17 protein-coding genes and 1 tRNA gene are annotated in these 21,342 nt (G+C 71.2%); 8 read left to right on the top strand and 10 right to left on the bottom strand.

The annotated features are described in order from the left end of the window. Positions 1-14: 14 nt before the first annotated feature. Positions 15-3,110, top strand: a complete 3,096-nt coding sequence (locus ACN27J_RS22315; protein ID WP_421369211.1) for an amino acid adenylation domain-containing protein — start codon at positions 15-17, stop codon at positions 3,108-3,110. Here ACN27J_RS22315 and ACN27J_RS22310 read toward each other — a convergent pair whose 3' ends face one another. Then, positions 3,111-4,328 (bottom strand): cytochrome P450, encoded by a 1,218-nt coding sequence (locus tag ACN27J_RS22310; RefSeq protein WP_421369209.1) that lies wholly within the window; start codon positions 4,326-4,328, stop codon positions 3,111-3,113. It abuts the gene before it with no gap. Between the two features lie 121 nt (positions 4,329-4,449). On the opposite strand from ACN27J_RS22310, the gene ACN27J_RS22305 reads away from it, so the two are divergent. From ACN27J_RS22305 to ACN27J_RS22290, 4 genes are all read left to right on the top strand, one after another. Then, positions 4,450-7,371, top strand: a complete 2,922-nt coding sequence (locus ACN27J_RS22305; protein ID WP_421369207.1) for a type I polyketide synthase — start codon at positions 4,450-4,452, stop codon at positions 7,369-7,371. Between the two features lie 143 nt (positions 7,372-7,514). Beyond that, positions 7,515-7,985, top strand: coding sequence for a hypothetical protein (locus ACN27J_RS22300; protein WP_421369205.1), 471 nt, complete (start codon positions 7,515-7,517; stop codon positions 7,983-7,985). A gap of 31 nt (positions 7,986-8,016) precedes the next feature. Then, complete coding sequence (locus tag ACN27J_RS22295; protein ID WP_421369203.1) at positions 8,017-8,322, top strand: winged helix-turn-helix domain-containing protein; 306 nt, start codon at positions 8,017-8,019, stop codon at positions 8,320-8,322. A gap of 211 nt (positions 8,323-8,533) precedes the next feature. Then, positions 8,534-8,606, top strand: a tRNA-Lys gene (locus ACN27J_RS22290). 45 nt (positions 8,607-8,651) lie between these two features. Here the strand turns inward: ACN27J_RS22290 and ACN27J_RS22285 are convergent. The 4 genes from ACN27J_RS22285 to ACN27J_RS22270 all read right to left on the bottom strand — a co-directional run bounded on the left by ACN27J_RS22285 (position 8,652) and on the right by ACN27J_RS22270 (position 12,173). Further along, positions 8,652-9,881: an IS110 family transposase gene (locus ACN27J_RS22285; protein WP_421364504.1), complete on the bottom strand. Its 1,230-nt coding sequence runs from the start codon at positions 9,879-9,881 to the stop codon at positions 8,652-8,654. A gap of 515 nt (positions 9,882-10,396) precedes the next feature. Continuing rightward, positions 10,397-10,795 carry a type II toxin-antitoxin system VapC family toxin gene (locus ACN27J_RS22280; protein ID WP_278173095.1) on the bottom strand — a complete coding sequence of 133 codons (399 nt, stop codon included), beginning with the start codon at positions 10,793-10,795 and terminating at the stop codon, positions 10,397-10,399. Beyond that, positions 10,780-11,037 (bottom strand): type II toxin-antitoxin system Phd/YefM family antitoxin, encoded by a 258-nt coding sequence (locus tag ACN27J_RS22275; protein WP_421369201.1) that lies wholly within the window; start codon positions 11,035-11,037, stop codon positions 10,780-10,782. The genes ACN27J_RS22280 and ACN27J_RS22275 overlap by 16 nt, the downstream gene beginning before the upstream one ends. Positions 11,038-11,186: 149 nt before the next feature. Then, positions 11,187-12,173, bottom strand: coding sequence for a glycosyltransferase family 2 protein (locus ACN27J_RS22270; RefSeq protein WP_421369199.1), 987 nt, complete (start codon positions 12,171-12,173; stop codon positions 11,187-11,189). 211 nt (positions 12,174-12,384) lie between these two features. Between ACN27J_RS22270 and ACN27J_RS22265 the strand changes: the two genes are divergently transcribed. Beyond that, positions 12,385-13,344: a sulfotransferase family protein gene (locus tag ACN27J_RS22265; RefSeq protein ID WP_421369198.1), complete on the top strand. Its 960-nt coding sequence runs from the start codon at positions 12,385-12,387 to the stop codon at positions 13,342-13,344. Here ACN27J_RS22265 and ACN27J_RS22260 read toward each other — a convergent pair. From ACN27J_RS22260 to ACN27J_RS22245, 4 genes are all read right to left on the bottom strand, one after another. After that, positions 13,296-15,038: a glycosyltransferase gene (locus tag ACN27J_RS22260; protein ID WP_421369196.1), complete on the bottom strand. Its 1,743-nt coding sequence runs from the start codon at positions 15,036-15,038 to the stop codon at positions 13,296-13,298. The genes ACN27J_RS22265 and ACN27J_RS22260 overlap by 49 nt on opposite strands. Positions 15,039-15,135: 97 nt before the next feature. Next, entirely contained in the window at positions 15,136-15,933 is a 798-nt protein-coding gene (locus tag ACN27J_RS22255; RefSeq protein WP_421369195.1) for a DUF427 domain-containing protein, read from the bottom strand. Between the two features lie 99 nt (positions 15,934-16,032). Further along, positions 16,033-16,581: a hypothetical protein gene (locus ACN27J_RS22250; protein ID WP_421369193.1), complete on the bottom strand. Its 549-nt coding sequence runs from the start codon at positions 16,579-16,581 to the stop codon at positions 16,033-16,035. A 67-nt stretch (positions 16,582-16,648) separates the two neighbouring features. After that, on the bottom strand, positions 16,649-17,977 hold the full coding sequence (locus ACN27J_RS22245; RefSeq protein WP_421369191.1) for a BTAD domain-containing putative transcriptional regulator: 1,329 nt from the start codon (positions 17,975-17,977) through the stop codon (positions 16,649-16,651). 76 nt (positions 17,978-18,053) lie between these two features. Between ACN27J_RS22245 and mobA the strand changes: the two genes are divergently transcribed. Together mobA and ACN27J_RS22235 are read left to right on the top strand one after the other, a co-directional pair. Further along, a complete protein-coding gene (gene mobA / locus ACN27J_RS22240) occupies positions 18,054-18,689 on the top strand; it encodes a molybdenum cofactor guanylyltransferase (protein WP_421369189.1) in 636 nt (211 codons plus the stop codon). 17 nt (positions 18,690-18,706) lie between these two features. After that, on the top strand, positions 18,707-18,967 hold the full coding sequence (locus ACN27J_RS22235) for a DUF6457 domain-containing protein (protein ID WP_282233154.1): 261 nt from the start codon (positions 18,707-18,709) through the stop codon (positions 18,965-18,967). On the opposite strand, the gene ACN27J_RS22230 is transcribed toward ACN27J_RS22235, so the two are convergent. Next, positions 18,945-21,215 carry an FdhF/YdeP family oxidoreductase gene (locus ACN27J_RS22230; RefSeq protein ID WP_421369187.1) on the bottom strand — a complete coding sequence of 757 codons (2,271 nt, stop codon included), beginning with the start codon at positions 21,213-21,215 and terminating at the stop codon, positions 18,945-18,947. The genes ACN27J_RS22235 and ACN27J_RS22230 overlap by 23 nt on opposite strands. Positions 21,216-21,342 lie beyond the last annotated feature (127 nt).

The following is a 21,342-nucleotide window of genomic DNA, read 5'->3' as shown; positions in this document are numbered from 1 at the left end:
ACGGGAGGCACTCCGTGCAGACCAATCCGATACCGCCGGTGGGGCCCGCCCGTCTCGACGAGGGCCTGCACCAGCGGGTGGCCCGGACAGCCCGGTGCCGGCCCGGGTCCACGGCGCTGGTCGCCGAGGATCGCCACATCAGCTACCGCGAGCTGGACGCCACGGCGAACGCCTGGGCCGCCCGGCTCGCCGCCGAGGGCGTGACCGCGGGCCATCAGGTGCCGATCGTCCTGCCACGCGGGACGGACCTCGTGCTCGCTCTCCTCGCAGTACTCAAGACAGGTTCCGCCTATGCGCTGCTGGACCCGGCTTGGCCCGCAGCACGCCTGCGGGAGGTCACCGCAGTGCTCCACGCGCCGCTGCTGATCGCCGCCGAGCCGGTCGCCGGGCCCGACCTCCCGGTGTGGACACCTCCGGTGGACGAGGCAGCCGCACCGTCCGGATTCCGGCCCGCCGAAGTCAGTGGGGACACGGCGTGCTGTGTGTTCTTCACCTCGGGAACCACCGGACGTCCGAAAGGCGTGCTCACACCCCACCGCGCCACCGCCCGGCTCTTCGCGGTCGACACCTTCGCCACCTTCGACGAAAACACTGTGATCCCGCTGGCCGCGCCGGCGCCATGGGACGCGTTCTCCCTGGAACTGTGGGCGGCACTCGCCAACGGCGGCACCTCGGTGATCGTCACGGAGCCATACCTGACCGCCGACGGGCTGCGCGACGGCATCCGCCGGCACGGGGTTTCCACCACCTGGCTGACCAGCAGCCTGTTCAATATGCTGGTCGATGAGGACCCAGATGCGTTCGCCGGGCTACGCCTGCTGATGATCGGTGGAGAACGTCTCTCACCCACCCACGTAGGCCGGTTTCTGCGCCGCCACCCCGGCATCGTCCTACTCAACGGATACGGTCCGGTGGAGTGCACCGTGTTCGCCACCACCCACCCGATCTCACCGGCCGACGCCGAACACCCGGACGGGGTGCCACTGGGCCGTCCCGTCCCGGAGACCGGGGTGCACCTCCTTGATGGCAGCCGGCCGTGCGCGGACGGCGAGATCGGCGAGATCTGCCTCACCGGCACCGGGCTGGCGCTGGGCTACGTCGGTGACGAGGAGCAGACCGCGCGCAAGTTCGTGACGATCCGGGTCGGCGACCAGGAGATACGTGCGTACCGCACCGGCGACCTCGGGGTCCGAGACGCCAGCGGGCTGCTGCACTTCCGTGGACGCGCCGACCGGCAGGTGAAGATCCGCGGCCATCGCATCGAGCCGGCGGAGATCGAGCGCAGGATCATCGCCCTGCTACCGGTACGCTCCTGCCGGGTGGTGGTCGACCGCACGGGCGGCGCTGAGCCTCGGCTGATCGCCTGGTGTGTGCCAGAGCAGCCGGATGACCCGCTCGGAGAGGCGCTACCGGTACTCCGTGAGGCGCTTCCCGCCTATCTGTTGCCCGCCGAGATCCGGACGATCGCCGCCTTTCCGGTGACGCCGCAGGGCAAGCTCGACGAACGGGCTCTCCTGTCACGCGCCGTCGCCGTCGGTCGCCATGCCGCCGGTAACGGGCACGTCGATCGGCCGGCCGGCATGGCTGTCGTCGTCGCCGAGGTCTTCGCCGAAGTGCTGGGCCGCACCGGGGTGCCGCTGGACGTGTCCCTCAGCGACCTGGGCGGTAGTTCGCTGGACATGGGCCGGGTCTGCGCGCGCCTGGCAGATCGGCTGGAACGGCCGGTCCCGCTCGCCCAGCTCCTCGACCATCCGACCGTCACCGGGCTGGCCGGCTGGCTGCAAGGAGCCGACCCCGGTGCACGGGCGGACACCGGTGCACGGGCGGACACCGGTGCACCGGCGGACACCGGCGACGCCGAGGTGGGCGTCGTCCCGCTCACGCCCATGCAGCTGATCTTCCTGACCCGGCATCTGCTCGACCCGACGGACCTGACCTCGCACTGTCTACTGACTTGGGTGATCGACGGCGAGCTCGACCACGAGGCGCTCGAGTCCGCGATCGCCGCGACGCACGCCCGGCATGAGCCGCTGCGCGCGGCCTACCTGGGCGATCCCCGGCCGATGGCACGCATCACCGAGGTCGACCCGCCGCCGCTGGAGAGACTGCCAGCGCAGCCGTCCGTGCCAGCCGCCATCGCGGCGTTGCGTGCGCTCTTCACCAGCGAGCTGCTGATTGAGGATGCGGATGTGTGGCGGGTGGCCGTGTCACCGGCCGGGGACGCGACCGTGCTCGGGATCGTCGTGCATCACATCGCGTTCGACGGCTGGTCGGAGTCGGTGCTCGCCCGGGACCTGGCGGCGGCGTACAACGCCGCCCGGCGTGGTGCGCCGCCGCCGGACCAGCCCGCGCCGCCGGCACTCGCCCGCGCCTACGGCGACTACATCGAGCGGCTCGCGATGAGCGGCCTGGTGGACCAGCGTGAAAGGTTGCGGATCGAGCTCGCCCGGGTGCCGTCCCTGCACTGGCCGGTCTTGCCCGGACCGGATCAGGTCGCCGGCACCGGCCTCGTCGAGGTATCCATCGAGCCGGACATGGTGGCCGCAGTTGACGCCGAAGCCAAAGCCGCTGGTGTCAGCCGATTCGCGGCGTTGCTGCACCACTACGCGGTCTCTCTCGCCGAGGTCACCGGGCAGCGGGACTTCGCCGTGGGCATCCCGGTCGCCCAGCGGCACGGAGCCCGCTCGGAGCTCGCCGTCGGGTGCCACATCGCGATGCTGTGCCTGCGGCTGCGCGGCGCAGCGCTCGGTGAGGGACCGGGCGCCCTACGGGCGGCCCAGCGCGACTTCGCAGCGGCGTTCTCGGCACAGGACGTGACGTTTCAGGACATGCTGCGACTGCTCGATCTGCCCGGCGGCAGCCGACCACCACTGTTCCAGAACCTGTTCGCCGTGCAGGACAACGCGCCCGGGGAGCTCGCACTGGAGGGGGCCCGGACCACCTTCGTCCGCCAGCCCTATCTTGACCTACCGCTCGAACTGCACGCGGAGATCTGGCCAGGCGAGGACGGCGGGTTGCGGCTGACGCTGTACTTCCGGCGCGACGTGATCGCCGAGTCGACCGTCGAAGAGATGAGCAAGCGAATAGGCGAGCGGATCCGCACGCTCTGATCACCGCGGTGTCAGGCGAATCGGCAGCGTCTCGGGCCCAGCGACCGCGATGGACCGCACCCGGTGCGCCGGACCGGCCGGTTCGATGAGCCGGATCCGGTCCAGCAGTTCGCTGTACAGGATCCGCATCTGTGCGCGGGCCAGCGTGGCGCCCAGACAGAAGTGCTCCCCGATACCGAGCGCGAGATGACGGTTGGGGGTACGGCCGATGTCGAAGTGGTCCGGGCTGACGAAGACATCTTCGTCCCGGTTGGCCGACGCGACCCAGAGCACCACCCGATCACCGGCCGCGATCCGCTGATCGCGGATGACGCAGTCCCGGGTGGCCGTCCGCATGCTGTGCGTGGCACTTGACGTCCACCGCAGCACCTCCTCGACGGCCGTCGGCAGCAAAGACCGATCGGCACCGAGCCGCTCCCACTGGTCGGGGCGCGCCAGGAACGCGGCCATTCCGCCAGCGATCGCCAGCCGCCCGTTCTCGGTGGCACCAACGATGTTCTCGCAGTTCAGCAGGACTTCTTCCTCGGTGAGCAGGGCACCGTCGATGGTGCCGCCGAGCAGGGCACTGACCAGGTCGTCGGCCGGCTCGACGAGGCGACGCTCCATCAATCCGATGAAGTAGTGCATCAGCTCCTGGTGCGCGGCCAGCGAGACACCCGCCTCGAATGCCTCGTTGGTCCAGCGGAACAGCTTCTCGTGGTCGTGTTCCGCAACGCCCATGATGGAGCCGATCAGATACATCGACAGCCGGCCTGCGACGTCCTGCACGAAGTCGACGACCGGCTCGTCGACCACCCGGGCGAGGATGGCGCGCACCGAGTCACGCATCGACTCTTCCAGCCATCGGACCGAGCGGGTGGTGAACCAGCCCGCGACGACCGCGCGCAGTTGCCTGTGCCGGGGCGGGTCCGTGAGTGCCAGCGTCATACCGCCGCCAGGGTCCTCGCCCCGGTAGGCGGGGCGCAGTAGCACACCGCGGCGGGACGAGAATGTCTCCGGGTCGCGGTAGACGGCTCGGACGTCCTCGTACCGAGTCAGCGACCAGAATGCCGGCAGGTCGCCGTCGGGATGGCGCAGCACCGGCGCGTGGTGGCGCATCCAGCGCCACACCCGGTGCGGGTCGCCCTCGGCGTGCAGCACCGGATCGGTGAGCCGGTGCAGGCAGACGGGCTCGTCCAGCAGCCGGGTCGGCTCAGCGGCGTGCGATGTGGATCGCATCCTCTTCTCCATCCCGTCGGATCAACTTTGTGCCAAGCTTGTCAAGAGGTTGCCATAAATTGCCTAGTGCGGCAATGTTGGGTTCGGCACTGATCGCCGCATCTTCCTCCGGAGGTCGTCCATGGAACGGGACCGCGCTCTCGACGTCGCTGTGACCGGGGTGTCCGCCCGTCTGCCGGGCGTGACCGACCTGGACTCGTGGTGGGACGCCGTTAAGGGCGGGGCGGTCCTGACCCGCCGACTGACCCGCGCCGAGTTACTCGACGCCGGCGTGCCGGCCGAAGTCGCCGGCGCGGCGGGCTACGTCCCCGTCCGCGGTGTACTCGCCGACGTCGATCGCTTCGACCACCGGCTGTTCGGTATCAGCGCCCGTGACGCCGAACTGATGGACCCACAGCACCGGCTGATGCTCGAGGTCGCCTGGTCTGCCCTGGAGGATGCCGGGATCACGCCACAAGCGGCACCCGGCGACAGTACCGGCCGCAACATCGCCGTCTTCACCAGCGGCAGCGGCAGCGGCTACCTGCGAGCCATGCTCTCCGGCGGACCACTCGACCCGCTCACCCTGGACCAGGCCCTGCACGGCACCGAACCGGACTTCATCGCCAGTCTGATCGCCTACAAGCTCGGGTTGACCGGCCCGGCGCTGAGCGTGCAGACCGCCTGCTCCTCCTCGCTGGTTGCCGTGCACTTCGCCACGCAGGCCCTGATCAACGGCGAATGCGACACGGCCCTGGTGGCGGCCGCCGGCATCGACTTCCCGCAGGGCGGCCACCTGCACGTCGACGGCGGCATCCAGTCGGCCTCCGGGCAGTGCCGGCCGTTCGACGAGCACTCCGACGGTGTCGTGGCCGGTTCCGGGGTAGTGGCCGTGGTGCTGCGCCGGCTCGCCGACCTCGGCGACGGCCCCGATCCGTACGGAGTTCTGCTCGGCGGTGCGGTCAACAACGACGGCGCCGCCAAAGTCGGCTACTACGCGCCCTCACTGACCGGTCAGGAGGAGGTGATCCGGACCGCCCTGGCCGTCGCCGACGTGCCCGGATCATCCATCGGCTATCTGGAGGCGCATGCCACCGGTACCCGGATCGGCGATCCAATCGAGTGGGCCGCGGCGAGCGCGGCGCTGGCTGCCATGGGTGCCGCACCGGGCCAGGTCGCCGTCGGCGCGCTCAAGGCCACCGTCGGCCACCTCGACGCGGCGTCCGGCCTGGCCGCGCTGATCAAGGCGATGCGGGTGGTCAGGGACGGCGTCGTCCCCCCCGTCGCCGGGTTCACCGCGCTCAACCCGCTGCTGGACGCCGAAGGATCGCCACTGCGCGTGCCGACGGCTGCGGAGCCCTGGACCGGGCCGGTCCCCCGGCGCGCTGGGATCAGCTCGTTCGGCATTGGCGGCACCAACGCTCACATGATCGTCGAGGCACCGGAGCCCGCGCCGGCCCGGCCCGTGGCACCCGTCCGGGACCGGGTGGTCATTCTGTCCGCCTCTGATCCGGAGGCCCTCGACCGGACGGTGGAACGGACGACAGCGCACCTGCGCCGCGAACAACCGGACCTCGCCGACGTCTCCGCAACTCTAGCCGTCGGTCGCGCCAAGCTGCCGGAACGCCTGGCGGTGGTTGGCCGCGACAGCGCCGAAGTCGCCGAACTGCTGCAACAGCGCTCGCTGCGCACACGTGGCCGCGCGCCGGCCGGGCCGGTTTCGGTGGCCTTCCTACTGCCCGGCCAGGGCTCGCAGCGGCCGGGGATGGCTACCGGGTACGCAACGGCGCTGCCCGGATTCAGCATGGCGCTGCAGGAGTGCCTCGCCGTGTTCCACGATGAGCTGTCCGAGCGGCTGCGCCGCGCGCTGTTCGACCCCGCCTTCCCGGCCGACGAGCTAGCCCGCACAGAGCTGGCACAGCCGGCCCTGTTCGCGGTCGGCTACGCCGCCGGGCGTGCCCTGACCGGTCTCGGCATGGCACCATGCGCTCTCCTCGGCCACAGTCTCGGTGAGATCACCGCGGCGTGTCTCGCCGACGTACTCGAGCTCGCCGATGCCGCTCGCTTCGTCGTCATCCGAGGGCGTGCCATGCAGTCCTGCCCGCCGGGCGCAATGCTGGCTGTCGGCTGCGATGCCGACACCGCCTGGGACCTGATCGCCGAATCGGGCGCCAACCTGACGCTGGCAGCGGTCAACAGTCCGGCCAGTTGCACCCTCGCCGGCACCGAACAGGAGGTGGAACGGCTGCGCCGGCACATCGGCGACCGGGTCTTCGCCCGCCGGCTGCACACCAGCCACGCCTTCCACTCCCGGCTGATGGAGCCTGCGGTGCCCGAACTGGCTGGGGCACTCACCGGGGCGGCTCTACGTCCGGTGACGACACCGCTGGCCGGAAACCTGACCGGGGAGATTGTTCCAGTCGGCGGCACCGTCACCGTCGCCGCACTGGTAGAGCAGGTGTGCCGGCCCGTACTCTTCGGCGACGCCGTCGCCGCGCTTGCCCGGCAGCATCCGCACTGCGTAGCTGTGGAGGTCGGCCCTGGGCAAGCCCTCGCCACTGCGACCGCAGCCGCCGGGCTGACCGCAGTGCCGCTCGATCCCGGTGGCGGGGACCCCGGCCGGTCGATCCTCGAGGCCCTCGGCCGGCTGTGGACCCTGGGCGTGCCGGTGCCGCCACACGCCCTCGGGGCTGGCGAAGGCCGGCGCATCCATCTGCCTGGCTACGCCTTCGCCGGGCCCCGCCTGCTCGCACCCGAGGTGAACCGCAGCCCGGCGGTAACGGCCACCACCGCTACCACAGCTACCACGACCCCCACGGGCAATCCCGATCCCGAGGTGACGGTGCCGAAGCTCTGGGCCGAGGTACTCGGGCAGGACGATCTCGCCAAGGACGCGGACTTCTTCGCCCTCGGCGGCGACTCCCTGCTGATCACCCAGCTGGCCCGGCGCATCCATGACGAGTTCGGCGTCCGCGTCCCGCTGCGCGAACTGCTGGCCGGCCGGACGCTCGGCCGACAGACCGCGCTGGTCCACAAAGCCCTGACGAGCATCGCCAACGCCTGAGAAGGCGCGGCATCACCACCCCGTCCGACGGCGCCTCCGTACCGGACCATGCGGATGTCGTGAACGTGTCTCCGCACTCCTGCCGTGACTTTCCAGTACGGAAAGTCACCGCTACTCTTTCCGTACTGGAAAGAGAGGAACCTATGGTCATCTTCCCCGACGACCCCACGCCGGATGAGGCGACGAGGGCCTTGACATCGATCGAGCGGATGAAGCAGTTCGGGCTGAGCAAGGGCCTGTACTCGCGATGGTTCGCCGCAGCCGTGTCATCGTGGTCCGCCACCATGGCTGTCGCCACCGTCTACGACGGCCCACTCGCTACATGGAGCGTCGCCACCCTTCTCATCGCCGGGCTCGTGGCCCTCGGCGCGTGGCGGCACCGCGTCGTGGCGCGGGTGAGGGCCATGCACGGCACTGCCGAAGCCCTCGCCATCGTCGTGGCCGTACCGCTGGTGATGCTCGGACTCGGATTGTTCGCAGCTCAGGCGTTCGACGCATCCCGGCAGTGGTGGATCCCGTCGGCGTCCGGGGCGGTCGCGGGTCTGGTGCTCTTCACGGTGCTCGAGCTTCTGCGCCATTCGACTCGACGAAGGGTCACGGGACGACCGTCATGAGTGCCTGTACCCCCGCGTCGGCAGAGACGCCGTGGTGACCGTGCCCCGCCTCGATCCGGTCATCCACGCACCCCACCGCCTGCACATCTGTTCCCTGCTGACCCCTCTGGACGAGGCCGAGTTCCAAGTGCTGCGAGAGGCACTCGGGATCAGCGATTCGGCACTGTCCAAGCACATCAAACAGTTGGAGGATGCGGGCTACCTCAGGCTGCGCAGGGCTACGCTCAACGGTCGCCGACGGACGTGGGCGCAGCTTACGCCTACCGGACGGCAGGCCTTCGCCGCACATGTCGATGCGCTGACCGAGATCGCATCGCTCGCGCACAGCTCCCAGTAGTGTCGTGTGATGCCGACGCCGCGAGCGGGGCGGCCCGTCGGCTCACGGATCGAGACCACGATCGAGGCCTGCCCAGGGATCGCGGCCTGCACGGCTCGCTCCGGCACACCGGCCGCCTGACCGAACCGGTCAGCCGCGACAGACCTAGACCCGGGCAGCAGACGGGCGGGTGCAGAGGCTGCGGCCAGGCGGAGTAGGGTTGGCCCTTGACGGGCCGTTAGCTCAATCGGCAGAGCTGAGGACTTTTAATCCTTAGGTTCTGGGTTCGAGTCCCAGGCGGCCCACTCGAGAGGGCTACCCAAACGGAAGACATCCCAGGAGCTTGAATGTCAAGCAGCAGCTTCGTTGAGGTGATGCGACCACGCGGTCGCCTCGTCGTAGACGGTGCCGGTCTTCAGGCATCCGTGGAGGATGCCGACGAGCCGGTTGGCGAGCTGACGCAGCGCGGCGTTGTAGCCGGCGCCACGGGCTCGTTGCCGGTCGTAGTAGGCGCGGGCACCCGGGGATGTGTGCAGGGCGGAGAACGCCTGCGTCATCAGGGCGTCGATGAGTCGGTCGTTGTGCACGAACCGGGCCGCGACGGTCCTCTTCTTCCCGGACGCGCGGGTGATCGGGCTGGTCGCGGCGTAGTTCTTCCGGGCCTTCGCGGTGGCGTAGCGGTCGTGGTCGTCACCGAACTCGGCGAGCACCCGGGCGCCGAGGACGGCACCCAGTCCGGGCTGGGACAGGATGATCTCAGCGTCCGGGTGCCGGCCAAAATGGTCCTCCACCTGCCCTTGCAGGGCCTTGACCTGTTCGTTGAGGGTGACCAGCAACGCGACCAGGGCACGTACCGACGCGGCGTACGCGGCGGTGACCACGGCGGGCTGGCCGAGGTGCTCGGCGCGCAGCGCGGCTTGGATCGTGGCCGCCTTGGCCGGGATGTCGCGGCGGCGGGCCCGTTTGAGGGCCGCGCTGATCTGCGTCAGGCTCAACCGGGCGGCGGCCGCCGGGTCGGGGGCCTTCGCGAGGAGTTCCAGGGCGTCCGGGGCGTCGAGGTCGGCGAACGCCGTGAGGGCGGCGGGGAAGTAGTCGCGCAGCGCGTGTCGCAGCCGCTGACCGGCGCGGGTGCGTTCCCAGACCAGGGTTTTGTGTGTTCGGGTGACGACCTTGACCGCCTGCGCGTCGGCGGTGTCTCCGGCGATCGGGCGCAGTTGGTGCGAGTCGGTGCGCACCATGTCGGCCAGCATGTGCGCGTCGGCGGCGTCGCTCTTGGCCCCCGACAACGCCAGGCGTTCCCGGTAGCGGGACGCCTGCAACGGATTGACCGCGTACACCGTGTAGCCGGCGGCGACGAGGGCCTGCACCCACGGGCCCCGATCGGTCTCGATGCCGATCCTCACCCGGGCGTCGTCGTCGGTGTCGATGTCGTCACCGAGGGCCTGGCCGATCATCGCGTGCAGCCTGGTCATCCCCGCGACGCCCTCGGGCAGCCGGGCCCTGGCCAGCCGGCGGCCGGAGGCGTCCATCACCTCGACGTCGTGGTGGTCCTCCGCCCAGTCATCTCCTACGAACAGCAACACGTCTCCCGTCTATCGAGTCGATCACCTTCGGTAGCCGGGAGGAGAACCATCAGCGACCTAATGAAGCAGTGCTCACGCCGCGACCGGGCGGGCACGACATCCCATCAGCGATCAACTCTCCACACCGACCGGCAGGGGCACGATCTTCCGTCAGGACTCGACGTCCGGGAACAACGAGTGCTCACCCGCCGGCGGCTACCTATCCATCAGGAGTCTGCCGGATGGCTCACTCCCAGAACTCATTAGGATCATGAGCTACGAAGCCCAGCTCATGACCGATGGCTTGTTGGCCGCACGTCTGGTGGGCTCCGCACCGAGGCGGGTCGGCGGGTGAGCGACGATGGTCCGCGCGGCGGTGCCGACCGCCCGAGCAAGGAACGCGTCTACGTGATCTACCGCAGTCAACAAGCCCTTCACCGGTTCGTCCCGTTCGTCAACTCGCCGTAGTCGAATCATCGCCCCGCCCTGCGGTGATCTCTTGGTTGAAACCCTTCTTGCGGTGTGGTCAACCATCAGGGCTGCGCTGCCAGGACGTTGGGCAGATCGCCGAAGCGGGCTTTCGCATCGCGACTGAGGATGATTCGTCCGGTCTCGGCGGCGTGCGCGGCGACGATCAGGTCGTGCGCGCCGCGTGGTGTTCCGGCGTGTCGTACGTGCGCGATGAGTCTGGCGTGGTGAGCGGCCGTGGCGTCGGTGTAGTCGAGCACGTCGACTGCGGAGACGATCGCGGCCAAGGCTCGGGCGCGGTCTGCCGCGCGGGCGACGGTGTCGGCCATTTCGATGCCGACCCGGTACTCGGCGACGGTAATGGCGGCGATCGCCAGTTCGTCCTCGTCGAGGGAAGCGCGGTCGAGCGTGCCGCGCTCGTAGGCGATGACGACGTTGGTGTCGAGGATCAGGCGTCGGCCCACGGATCCGTCCGTTCGCTCGTCACGTAGCTGAGAGCGTCGGCGAGATCCGTCTCGAAGCGGTCGTCGGGCGCGGGCATGTCGGCGAGTGCTGCTCGTAGGTCCCTGCCGGTGCGGCGGTGCGCCGGACGGATCTCAGCGATCGGGCGGTTTCCCCGCGTGATGGTGACGCTCTCGCCGCGCTCGATGGAGTCGAGGAGATCGGAGAATCTCCGTGAGGCTTCTGTGGCCGAGATGGTTCGCATGGATCTAGTCTATCTGATAATCAGATCAGTTGCTGCGTACGCCCGCGCTGGCGGTGCCGGCACCGGACAAGATCGCGGGTGGCAGGCCCGGTCTTCGTCGGGGCCATCGGTTGCGGCCCGAGGCGGGCATGCGAGCCAAAGCCAGCGAGCTACCGCCGGAGCGCGTCCGATTCAATGCCCGCCGGCTGCTCGGGCTGCGTCTGGCGGCGGCGCTTGAGGATCATGTCCCGCACGGTACGGCGCAGGTCCGGCGGGATCAGCCAGATCTGGGCGAACGTGAGGTAGTCCAGCGTGCCCGGCTGCCCGTGCCGGCGCGCCTCACGCAGCAGTGTCGCGAAGACCTTGCCGCTGCGGGTGGGTGCCGCCATCGAGCTGATCACACTCATTGTGAGCGCGGCGTACGCGCGGGGCGTCATCAGCGGACGGCTGCGCCGCAGCCACTCGAACTGTGCCTGCCACGGCGAGTCCAGGCTGATCCGTGGCCGGTTCTCATCCTGATGCCAGATGACCAGCGGCTCGTCGGCGAAGGTGAGCGCCACGTCGTCGTGGCTCAGCGCGCGCAGCGACCAGTCGAGCTCCTGCATCCGGGGCACCGTCGGATCGAACGGCACCCGGCGGAACAGCTCGGTCGGGGCCATGATCGTCGACGTCTGGATGAAGCCGTCCCCGTGGAACAGTCCGCGCCGGACGGTGAAGTACTCGCTCGGCGGTTCACCCGGATCCGGTAGCCGCCGGGGAATCACGAACTCGGCCCGTGGGGTCCGGTTGACCAGCCGGCTGGCGACGATCGGCAGCGGCGCGGACGCCTCGCGGGCCACCTCGAGCTGGGCGGCGAGCTTGTGCGGCAGCCACTCGTCGTCGTCGTCGAGCAGCGCCACCCAGGGTGCGCGGGCCTGCCGTACCCCGGCGTTGCGGGCCGCCGGCGCGCCGCCGCTGGCCGGCAACTCGACCACCCGCAGCCGGGCGTCGGCGACCGCGTCGAGCGCGGACCGGGTAGCCGTGTCGGGCCCGTCGACCACGACGATCACCTCGATCTCCTCGACGCTCTGCGCGAGGGCGCTGTGAGCGGCGCGGGTCACGAGCTCCGGGCGGTTGCGGGTCGGGATGACCACGCTGACGGCTGGGGTATCGGACATCACGCCTGACGATGGCGACCGTGAGCGACCATTGGGTGAAATCTGGGTAGTCATCATCCGTACGGGTCGGGAACACCCTCGGCGACCGGACGACGTACCGGCGACGACCCGGCATCCGGCCCCGGCACCCGGCCCGCCAGGGCGCCAGGAGCGGACCCGGGTCGGCATCGCCCCTGGCTAGACTCCGGCCGCAGCCTGTGGAGGGAGCGGTGTGACCAAGGTTCTGTTCATCGCGGCGTGGGGACGCAGCGGCACCACCATCTTGGACAACATTCTCAACTCGTACGAGTCTGTCTTCACCGTCGGTGAGCTCACCTACCTCTGGCTACGCGGGCTGCAGCAGCGCCGGCCGTGCGGCTGCGGCGTCCCGGTCCCCGAATGCCCGCTCTGGCAGGAGATCCTCCGCGCCGCGTACGGGGACGACCCGCCGTCGGCCACCGAGGTGTACGCGCTGCAGCGGCGCGCGCTGCGGGTCCGCCACACGCCCACCCTCCTACGCACCCGGCCCGCCCCCGACGTCGAGCGCTACCGACGGCTGATGGCCTCGCTCTACCGGGCGGTCGCGGACGTCACCGGGGCCACGCTGATCGTCGACTCGTCCAAGTCGCCCGCCGACGCCGCGATGCTGTCGGGTGTCGACGGGGTGCAGCCGCACCTGCTGCACGTGGTGCGCGACCCGCGGGCGGTGGCCTACTCCTGGTCCCGGACGACCTCCCACCACGATGCCTCGACCCCCGGCCTGGCCCACCACCACAGCCCGGCCGAGAGCAGCCGGCTGTGGCTCGGCTGGAACCTGCTGATCGAGCGGACCGCCCGCGCCTATCCGGGCCGGCACCGGCGGTTGCGGTACGAGGACTTCATGGCCGAGCCCCGGGATACCGTCGAAGGTCTGCTCCGCTTCGTCGGCCTGCCGGAGGAGGTCGTCTCGCCGCCGGCCGGCGGGCCGTTCGTCGACCGGCGTACCGTGCGGTTGCGGCCCAACCACACGGTCTCCGGCAACCCGAGCCGGTTCCGCACCGGCGAGGTGTCGCTGAAACTGGACGATCGCTGGATCGACCAGCAGGCCCGGGGCCAGCGGCTGATCTCGACCACGGTGTCGATGCCGCTGCTGCCCCGCTACCGCTACCCACTGTGGCCGGCTCTGCGCCGCACCGCCGACCCGGCCCACTGAGCACGGACCCGCCGGCCCGCCATCCAGGCGACCACCACCGTCGCCTTGGCCAGCGACCGTACGCCGGCCACCTCGACCGTGGTCGGCACCAGCGCGGCAGGTGCCCGGCGACGCCGGGACGGCCGGGGCATTCCGTTCGCCAGGTCGGCCACCTCGAACCGGGTGAGATCCACGACGCCGACCTCCTCGGCGGGCACGTCGCGGTGCCCGTACACCGAGGTCACCGTGTCGAACAGCGGCTCGTCGGCGGACCGCACCCACCGCGCCCGGCTGAGCGCCGCGGTCCGCCACAGCCGTACGCCGGCCTCCCGCGCCGGGTCCGCTCCGGGCTCGCCGACGTCGACCCGGACCACACCGGCCTGGTGGCGGTCGGCGACGTCGATCAGGCGTCGCAGGGCGTCCGGTGCCAGGCCGTACGCGGCCGGCAGGTCCAGCAGGTACGGCGCGGGAAAGACGCTGCCGGGCCGTTCGGTGGCCAGCCGGACCCGTGGTTCACCCCGGTAGGTCGCGGCGATCAGTCGCAGGTCGCGCAGCGGGTCGGTGAGCACCCGTACCCGCGCGTCGTCGAGCTGATCCCACGGGCCGACCAGGGTGACCCGGATGTCGTGTTCGGTGCCGCGCAGCACCGAGTCGACGGCCGCCCGTACCCGTTCCAGCGGCTGGTCACCGACTGCCGTGACCACCTCGACGAGCGGGACCGACCAGGACGTCCCACCCACCTTGCGCCAGCTGCGCGGGTACGGGATCCGGTCGGCGAAGAACGGGCGGTTCCAGCGGGCGATCTCCTTGCGGGCGCGCATCACGTGGGTCCGCCCCAGATGCCAGCTCCGCGCGACCGGCTCCGGCACGAACACGGCACCCGCCTGGGCGAGCCGGTAGCCGAACTCGGTGTCCTCGCCCAGCCGCAGCTGCGCGTCGAACCCGCCGGCCCGCTGGTACAGCTCGCGGCACAGCGCGGCGGTCGCGCCGACGTGGATCTTGAACGCGTGATGGTCGGCGATGCGCAGCTGGTCGGTCTGGTTGACGTACCGCTCGACGTAGCTGTGCGGCTCACCTGGGTCGCCACCGAACAAATCCGCTGCCGCGCCGCGAGCCAGCGTCCGCGCGACCGTCTCCGCCGACGGCCACCGCCCGTCGCCGTCCGGGTCGACGAAGCGCTTGTAGCCGAGGGTGACCGCGTACGGCAGCACATGCTGCCAGCGAACCTGGGCCGCCACATGCTCGGGAAAGGCGATCATGTCGGCGTCCAGCCAGTGCAGGATCTCGCCGGTGCTGTGCGCGACGCCGCAGCGCAGGGCGGCGGCCCGCCCCCAACCGGCCTCGCCGTCGGCACCGACCCGGACGATCTTCGTCCGCGCCGGCCGGACCTCGGGCAGGGTTAACGGCGGGTCCGAGCCGTCGTCGGCCACGACGACCTCGAGCAGGTCCGCCGGGTACGTCTGCCGGCTCAACGATGCCAGGGTCAGATCCAGCGTGGGCTGGCAGTTGAAGGCCGGGATGACGACGCTCACCGTCATCGTGGGCCGCCAGCTGTCCAGATCGGGTACGGCCACCGACGACCAGTCGTTGCGGACGACCCGTGGGACGACGCCCGCCGGCTGCCCGACTGACCCGGACCCGGACCCGGACCCGGACCCGGACCCGTCGAGCGTCCCGGATCCGTCCGTTGCGGTTGATCCGTCTGCCTGCGCCACGGGCAGAAGTTAGCAGGGGAAGGTGACCGCCGGGCGATACGCACCGCACGTACGGCCGGCCGGCGGACTCGTCGTCCGGCGGGGTGCCGCGCCGGCTTCAGCTGAACTGCGTACGCGGCCGTTGCTGGGCGACGCCGTCGACGTACAGGTCGACCTTTTCGCTGTAGAAGCAGGCCAGGCCGGCGATCTTCTGGCTCTCCGGCAACGGCGCGCGGTAGATCCAGACCAGGTCGTCGTACGTCCGCTCGCCGAGCCGCACCGACCAGTATTCGGCGGTCCCCTTGTACGGGCAGTGTGTGCGGGTCTGCGACGGCACCAGCAGGTCCCGCCGCAGGTCGGTCAGGGGCAGGTAGTAGCGCGGCGGCAGCCCGGTCTCGAACAGGATCCGGGGGGAGCCGGAGTCGGCCAGCGTCACCCCGTCGAGCTCCACCCGCACCCGCCGGCTGCTGACCAGGATGTCGACCCGGGTGTACGGGTCACGCGGGTGCGTGTAGACCGGCTCGTCCTCTTCCAGCCACTCGTCCATCGCCGCCCAGTCCAGCCGTACCGCGTCGCGTAGCTGCGGCAACGGTGAGTCGGGGTAGCGGCGGGCGGCCCCGACGGCGGTCCGGCCGTCCCCGGTGACCACGTCGAGGATCTCCGCGGTGCCCCGGCTCGGCGACCGCTCGGTGGCGCCGGTCGCGACGAGTGTCGCGCGGACGTCCGCCGCCGGCAGGTAGTAGGTCGGATAGTAGGGCTTCTCCCAGACCAGCAGCGGGGCGGTGGTGTCGGCCACCACCTCACCGTGCAGGTACACCCGGACCCGTTTCTGGCCCGGTTCCACCCGGACCGCGCCACGCCGGCCCGGGGCCGGGCCGGCGTGGGACGTCTCGTCTCCGCTGTCGGGTCCGTTCACCCCGGAATCGTCCATACCACCGGCAACGATCATCGGGGGGTGGATGTTTCCCGCTGGCGGAGTCCGGGCTGGGGTTCCCGCAGGTCGGGCTCCCGCAGGTCAGGGCTGAAGATCGTCGCAGAGGTTGTGTGCGCTGCCGACGGTGAACCGCAGTGTCCGGTACCCCGACTTGCTGACGTCCAACGTGTAGATCCCGTTCGGCACGTACATGCCGCTCGGATAGTTGCTCTTTCCTTCGTGCATGCCCAGCAGGATCGGACCCCAGACCCGCCAGGTCACGTTGTTGGAGTACGAACCGCCCGGCCGGATGTTCAGCACCGAGGTGCCGCTGATGTCCACCTCGACCGACTCCCCGGTCGCGGTGTTGGTGACCCGGTAGATGAGCGCTCCGGTGTAGATCTCCCGCTTGGATGAGCCGTCCGGGTACGTCGCCAGCACCATCTTGACCACCCGGTCCAGCACCGGCTCACCGCTGATCGGGAAGTCACAGGTGACACCGGCTTCCTGCTCGAAGGGAGCCGACGGCACCGGCACCCATTCGTCGTCGCCCGAAGGCTGACGACCGTTGTCGGGGGCCGCCGATGCGGGTACGGCGGCGAGGAGCACGGCGGTGGCCGTGGCCATTGCGAGGTAAGTGAATCGACGCATGGACCGAGTCTCGACGGCGGCCCTCACCATCGACTCACCACGATCTTGCCGAACGCGGGCCGCTAGGTCAGGTCGCCGCCGGGTGCCCGCAGGTGGCCTGACTGCAGAACCGACGACGGCCACGTTGGTCGAGGAACAGCCAGCCGCAGTGTGGGCCGGGGCAGGCGCACACCGTCGACCGGCGCGGGTCGGCGAGCAGTTCGCCGGCGCTGCGAGCGACCGCGTGCAGCGGCGCGCGCAGCCCGGCCCGACGGGACGGGTGCCAGCCGCCCAGCCCGTCCGCTCCCCGCCGGAACACCGCGTCCCGGGCGGCGTCCTCCACGAACCGGGCGACGGCGGCGAACGCGCGCGGATCCGCCGGGTCGGTGAGGCAGACGTAGAGCCGCTCGCGCAGCTGGCGGGCCTCGTCCAGCACCGTCGCGGCGCCGATCGGATCCTGCGCGGCGGTAGCGAGCAGGCCAGTGACGACACCGTCGTCGAGCAGATCCTGGTGGCCGGCCCAGACCGCGAGCGACGAGTAGCTGCGCAGCCACTCCGCGCCGGGGATCCGTTCACCGCCCCAACCCGCGTACGTGTTGCAGAACTCCAGCGCTGGATGGCCGCCCACGCTCCACGGCAGCCAGTGGTCGCGGACCCGCACCGCGTACACCGGGGCCGCCGGTCGTTCGAGGCGCGGGTCGCCGACGAGGATCCGCTGGTACACGGTCTCCAGGTCGGGGCCGGGCTCGACGCCGAGTTCGCCGATCAGAGTCTTGCGGGCGCGGTCGTACAGGCGCAGCGCGTCGGCCTGCCGGGCGGACCGGTACAGGGCGGTCATCACGCTCGCGACCAGCGCTTCCCGGCCCGGATGCTGCTCGGCCAGGTCGGTGAGGTCGCGGACCACGCGCTCGTGGTGGCCCATGTCGAGCAGCGACCGCGCGCACGTCTCGGCGACGCTGAGCCGCAGCTCCCGCAACGGTTCGCCGAGCCGTTGCCGCAGCGGCTCGTCGACCAGGTCGGCGAGGAGCGGCCCGCGCCATAGGGCCAGGGCGGCACCGCCGAGGAGGATCCGCTCGGCCGGGTCGGTGGTGCCGGCGGCCTCCCGGGCCAGGTCGGTGAAGCGGGTCGCGTCGACCTGCCCGGCCGGCACCGCGTAGCCACGACCCTTCGTGGTGATTCGCACCCCGTACGGCGACAGGGCGGCCCGCAACCGCCCGACGTAGGTGTGCACGGCACCGCGGGCGTTCGGCGGCGGTGCACCGTCCCACAGCAGGTCGGTCAGCCGATCGGTGGCGACCGGACGACCGGCTGCCAGCAGCAGGATGGCGAGCAGCAGGCGTTCCTGCCGGCGCCGGCCCACCGATACCGGCCGGCCGTCCCGTACCACTTCGAAGTTCCCGAGCAGCCTGAACTCCATACTGGAAGGACGCTCCGGCCGGCCGGCTTCGATGTCAACGCACCGACGGGTTTCACCTCGCGGTACCGTCGGCGACGTGACCGGATTCGCGGCGGTGGTGCTGGCCGGTGGCGCGGCCCGACGGATGGGCGGCGTCGACAAACCGGACGTACCGGTGGGTGGGGTGGCCATGCGGGACCGGGTGCTGGCCGCCGTCGCGGGCGCCGACCCGCGCGTCGTCGTCGGCCCGCTGGCCGACCCGCCGCCGGGTGTCCTGGCGGTACGCGAGGAGCCGCCCGGTGCCGGTCCGGTCGCCGCCACCGCCGCCGGCCTCGCCGCACTCGCCGAGGCCGCCGGCCGCACCGGTCCCGCCGCGTTCGCCGAGCCGGCCGGTCTGGTCGCGCTGCTCGCCGGCGACCTGCCGCTGCTCACCGCCGACGCGGTGGACCTGCTGACGCGGACCGTACGGGCGGTTGGTGTCGACGGGGCGCTCTACGTCGACGCCACCGGTCGGCGGCAACTGCTCTGCGGTGTGTGGCGTACCGAGCGGCTGCATGCGGCGGTCGACCGGCTCGCCGCGCAGCGCGGCGGCGGCCTCGTCGGGGCGTCGATGCGGGCGCTGTTCGGCGGCCTGTCCGTCGCCGAGGTGACCTGGTCCGGCGCCGGCCCTCCGCCGTGGTTCGATTGCGACACCGACCGGGACGTCCGGCAGGCACGGGAGTGGGTCCGATGAGCGACACGGTGGGTGCGATGAGCGACACGATGACGAGCTGGGTGGCGTCAGCCGCCGCCGAACTCGGGCTCGACCCCGGCGAGGTGCCGGTGCCGGTGGTGCTGGACCTGGCCCGCGACGTGGCGCACAACGTGCTGCGCCCGGGTGCGCCGGTCACCGCGTACCTGTTGGGGTTGGCCGTCGGCCGTGGCGCCGACCCGGTCGAGGCCGGCGCCCGGCTGGCCGCCCTGGCCCGTGCCTACGGTGACGGCGAGGTCAGGCCGGCTCCAGGCGGATGACGATCTGCTTGGACGTCGGGGTGTTCGACCCAGCGGCGGTGGAGTCCAGCGGCACCAGCACGTTCGCCTCCGGGAAGTACGCGGCCGCGCAGCCGCGCGCCGTCGGGTAACTCACCACCCGGAAGGCGCTGGCCCGGCGTTCGACCTGATCCGACCACTCCGACACCAGGTCGACCTGGTCGCCGTCGGCGAAGCCGAGTGCGGTCAGGTCGTCCGGGTGGACGAAGACCACCCGGCGCCCGCCCCGAATGCCGCGGTAGCGGTCGTCGAGCCCGTAGATCGTGGTGTTGTACTGGTCGTGGCTGCGCATGGTCTGCAGCAGCAGCCGGCCCGGCGGCACCTCGATCACGGTCAACGGGCTGACCGTGAACGCGGCCTTGCCGGACGCGGTGGCGAAGGTCCGCCGGTCCCGGGGCGGGTGCGGCAGCACGAATCCGTCCGGCTCGGCGACCCGGCGTTCGAAGTCGGCGAAGCCCGGTACGACGTCGGCGATGGCCGCCCGGATCGCCCGGTAGTCGCCCTGGTACGCCTCCCACGGCACCGGCGAGTCCGGCAGTGTCGCGCGGGCCAGTCGGGCGACGATCGCCACCTCGGAGAGCAGCTGGTCGGAGGCGGGAGCGAGCCGGCCCCGGGAGGCGTGCACCGCCGACATCGAGTCCTCGACGGTGACGAACTGGTCACCGCCGGCCTGCCGGTCCCGTTCGGTGCGGCCCAGGCAGGGCAGGATCAGCGAGGTCGCGCCGGGCACCGTGTGCGAGCGGTTCAGTTTGGTCGACACGTGCACGGTCAACGCGCACGACGCCAGGGCGGCGACCGTCACGTCGGTGTCCGGGCTGGCGGCGGCGAAGTTGCCGCCGAGGGCCATGAAGACGCGTACCTCGCCGTCGCGCATCGCCCGGATCGCGCCGACCGTGTCCAGTCCGGTCGCGGTCGGCATCGGTACGCCGAGTCGCCGGCCGAGCGCCGGCAACCAGGCCGGTGGCTCGTGCCAGATGCCCATGGTGCGGTCGCCCTGCACGTTGGAGTGTCCGCGCACCGGGCAGAGCCCGGCCCCCGGCTTGCCGATCATGCCGCGCAGCAGTTGCACGTTGACGATTTCGCGGATCGCGTCGACCGAGTCCTGCCGCTGGGTCAGCCCCATCGCCCAGCAGACGATGGTCGCGTCGGAGGCGGCGAACAGCCGGGCCACCTCGACGATCTGGGCCCGGTCCAGCCCGGTGGCGGCGGTCACCGCCGCCCAGTCGAGCCCGGCGAGGGCCGCGCGGTACTCGGCGTACCCACTGGTGTGGGTGTCGACGAAGTCAGTGTCGACCGCATCGTCGGCGACCAGCAGCGCACCGATCGCCTGGAACAGCGCCAGGTCGCCGCCGATACGGATCTGCAGGAAGTGGTCGGCCAGCGGGGTGCCGGCCCCGACCAGGCCGCCGGGGCGTTGCGGGTTGCGGAACCGCAGCAGCCCGGCTTCGGGCAGTGGGTTGACGGCGACGATGGTGGCGCCGTCCCGTTTGGCCCGTTCCAGCGCGGACAGCATCCGGGGGTGGTTGGTGCCCGGGTTCTGCCCGACGACGACGATCAGTTTCGCCCGGTGCAGGTCGTCCAGGGTCACCGAGCCCTTGCCGATGCCGATGGTGCTGAGCAGCGCCACCCCGGACGACTCGTGGCACATGTTGGAGCAGTCCGGCAGGTTGTTGGTGCCCAGCGACCGGGCGAACAGCTGGTAGAGGAAGGCGGCCTCGTTGGAGGTGCGGCCGGAGGTGTAGAACGCGGCCCGGTCCGGCGAGTCGAGGCCCCGCAGTTCGTCGCCGATCAGCCGGAACGCGTCGTCCCAGCTGATCGGGGTGTAGTGGTCGGCGCCGGGTCGGCGGATCACCGGGTGGGTGAGCCGGCCCTGCTGGCCGAGCCAGTGGTCGGAGCGGGTGGCCAGCTCGCTGATCGAATGGGCGGCGAAGAACTCCGGGGTGACCCGGCGCAGGGTTGCTTCCTCGGCGACCGCCTTGGCGCCGTTCTCGCAGAACTCGGCGTGCGCGCGCCGCTGCGCGGCCGGCTCGGGCCAGGCGCAGCCGGGGCAGTCGAAGCCGCCCGGCTGGTTGACCCGGGCCAGGGTGAGCGCGGTGCGGCGTACGCCCATCTGAGCGACGCCGGCCCGCAGTGCGTGGGTGACGCCCGGCAGTCCGGCCGCGCTGGTCGCCGGCTGGTCGACCCGTAGGTCGCGGTCGCCGGCGTCGTCTCGGGGGGCGGAACGGGCCATGCTGCCACCTTCTCACGTGCTGCGATCCGCCGGCTACGTCCAAAAGGCGCAGGCCAGCGGCGGTACGGCGAGCTGCGATCGGCCAGTGCCGGTTATCCGACGGCAACCGGGGCTAGCCGGTGTGGTG

Origin of the sequence: Solwaraspora sp. WMMB762 (genome assembly GCF_049179115.1) — a bacterium.
GTDB lineage: Bacteria > Actinomycetota > Actinomycetes > Mycobacteriales > Micromonosporaceae > Micromonospora_E.
The sequence above is the reverse complement of the archived record's forward strand: the minus strand, read 5'-3'. Positions and strand labels throughout refer to the sequence as shown.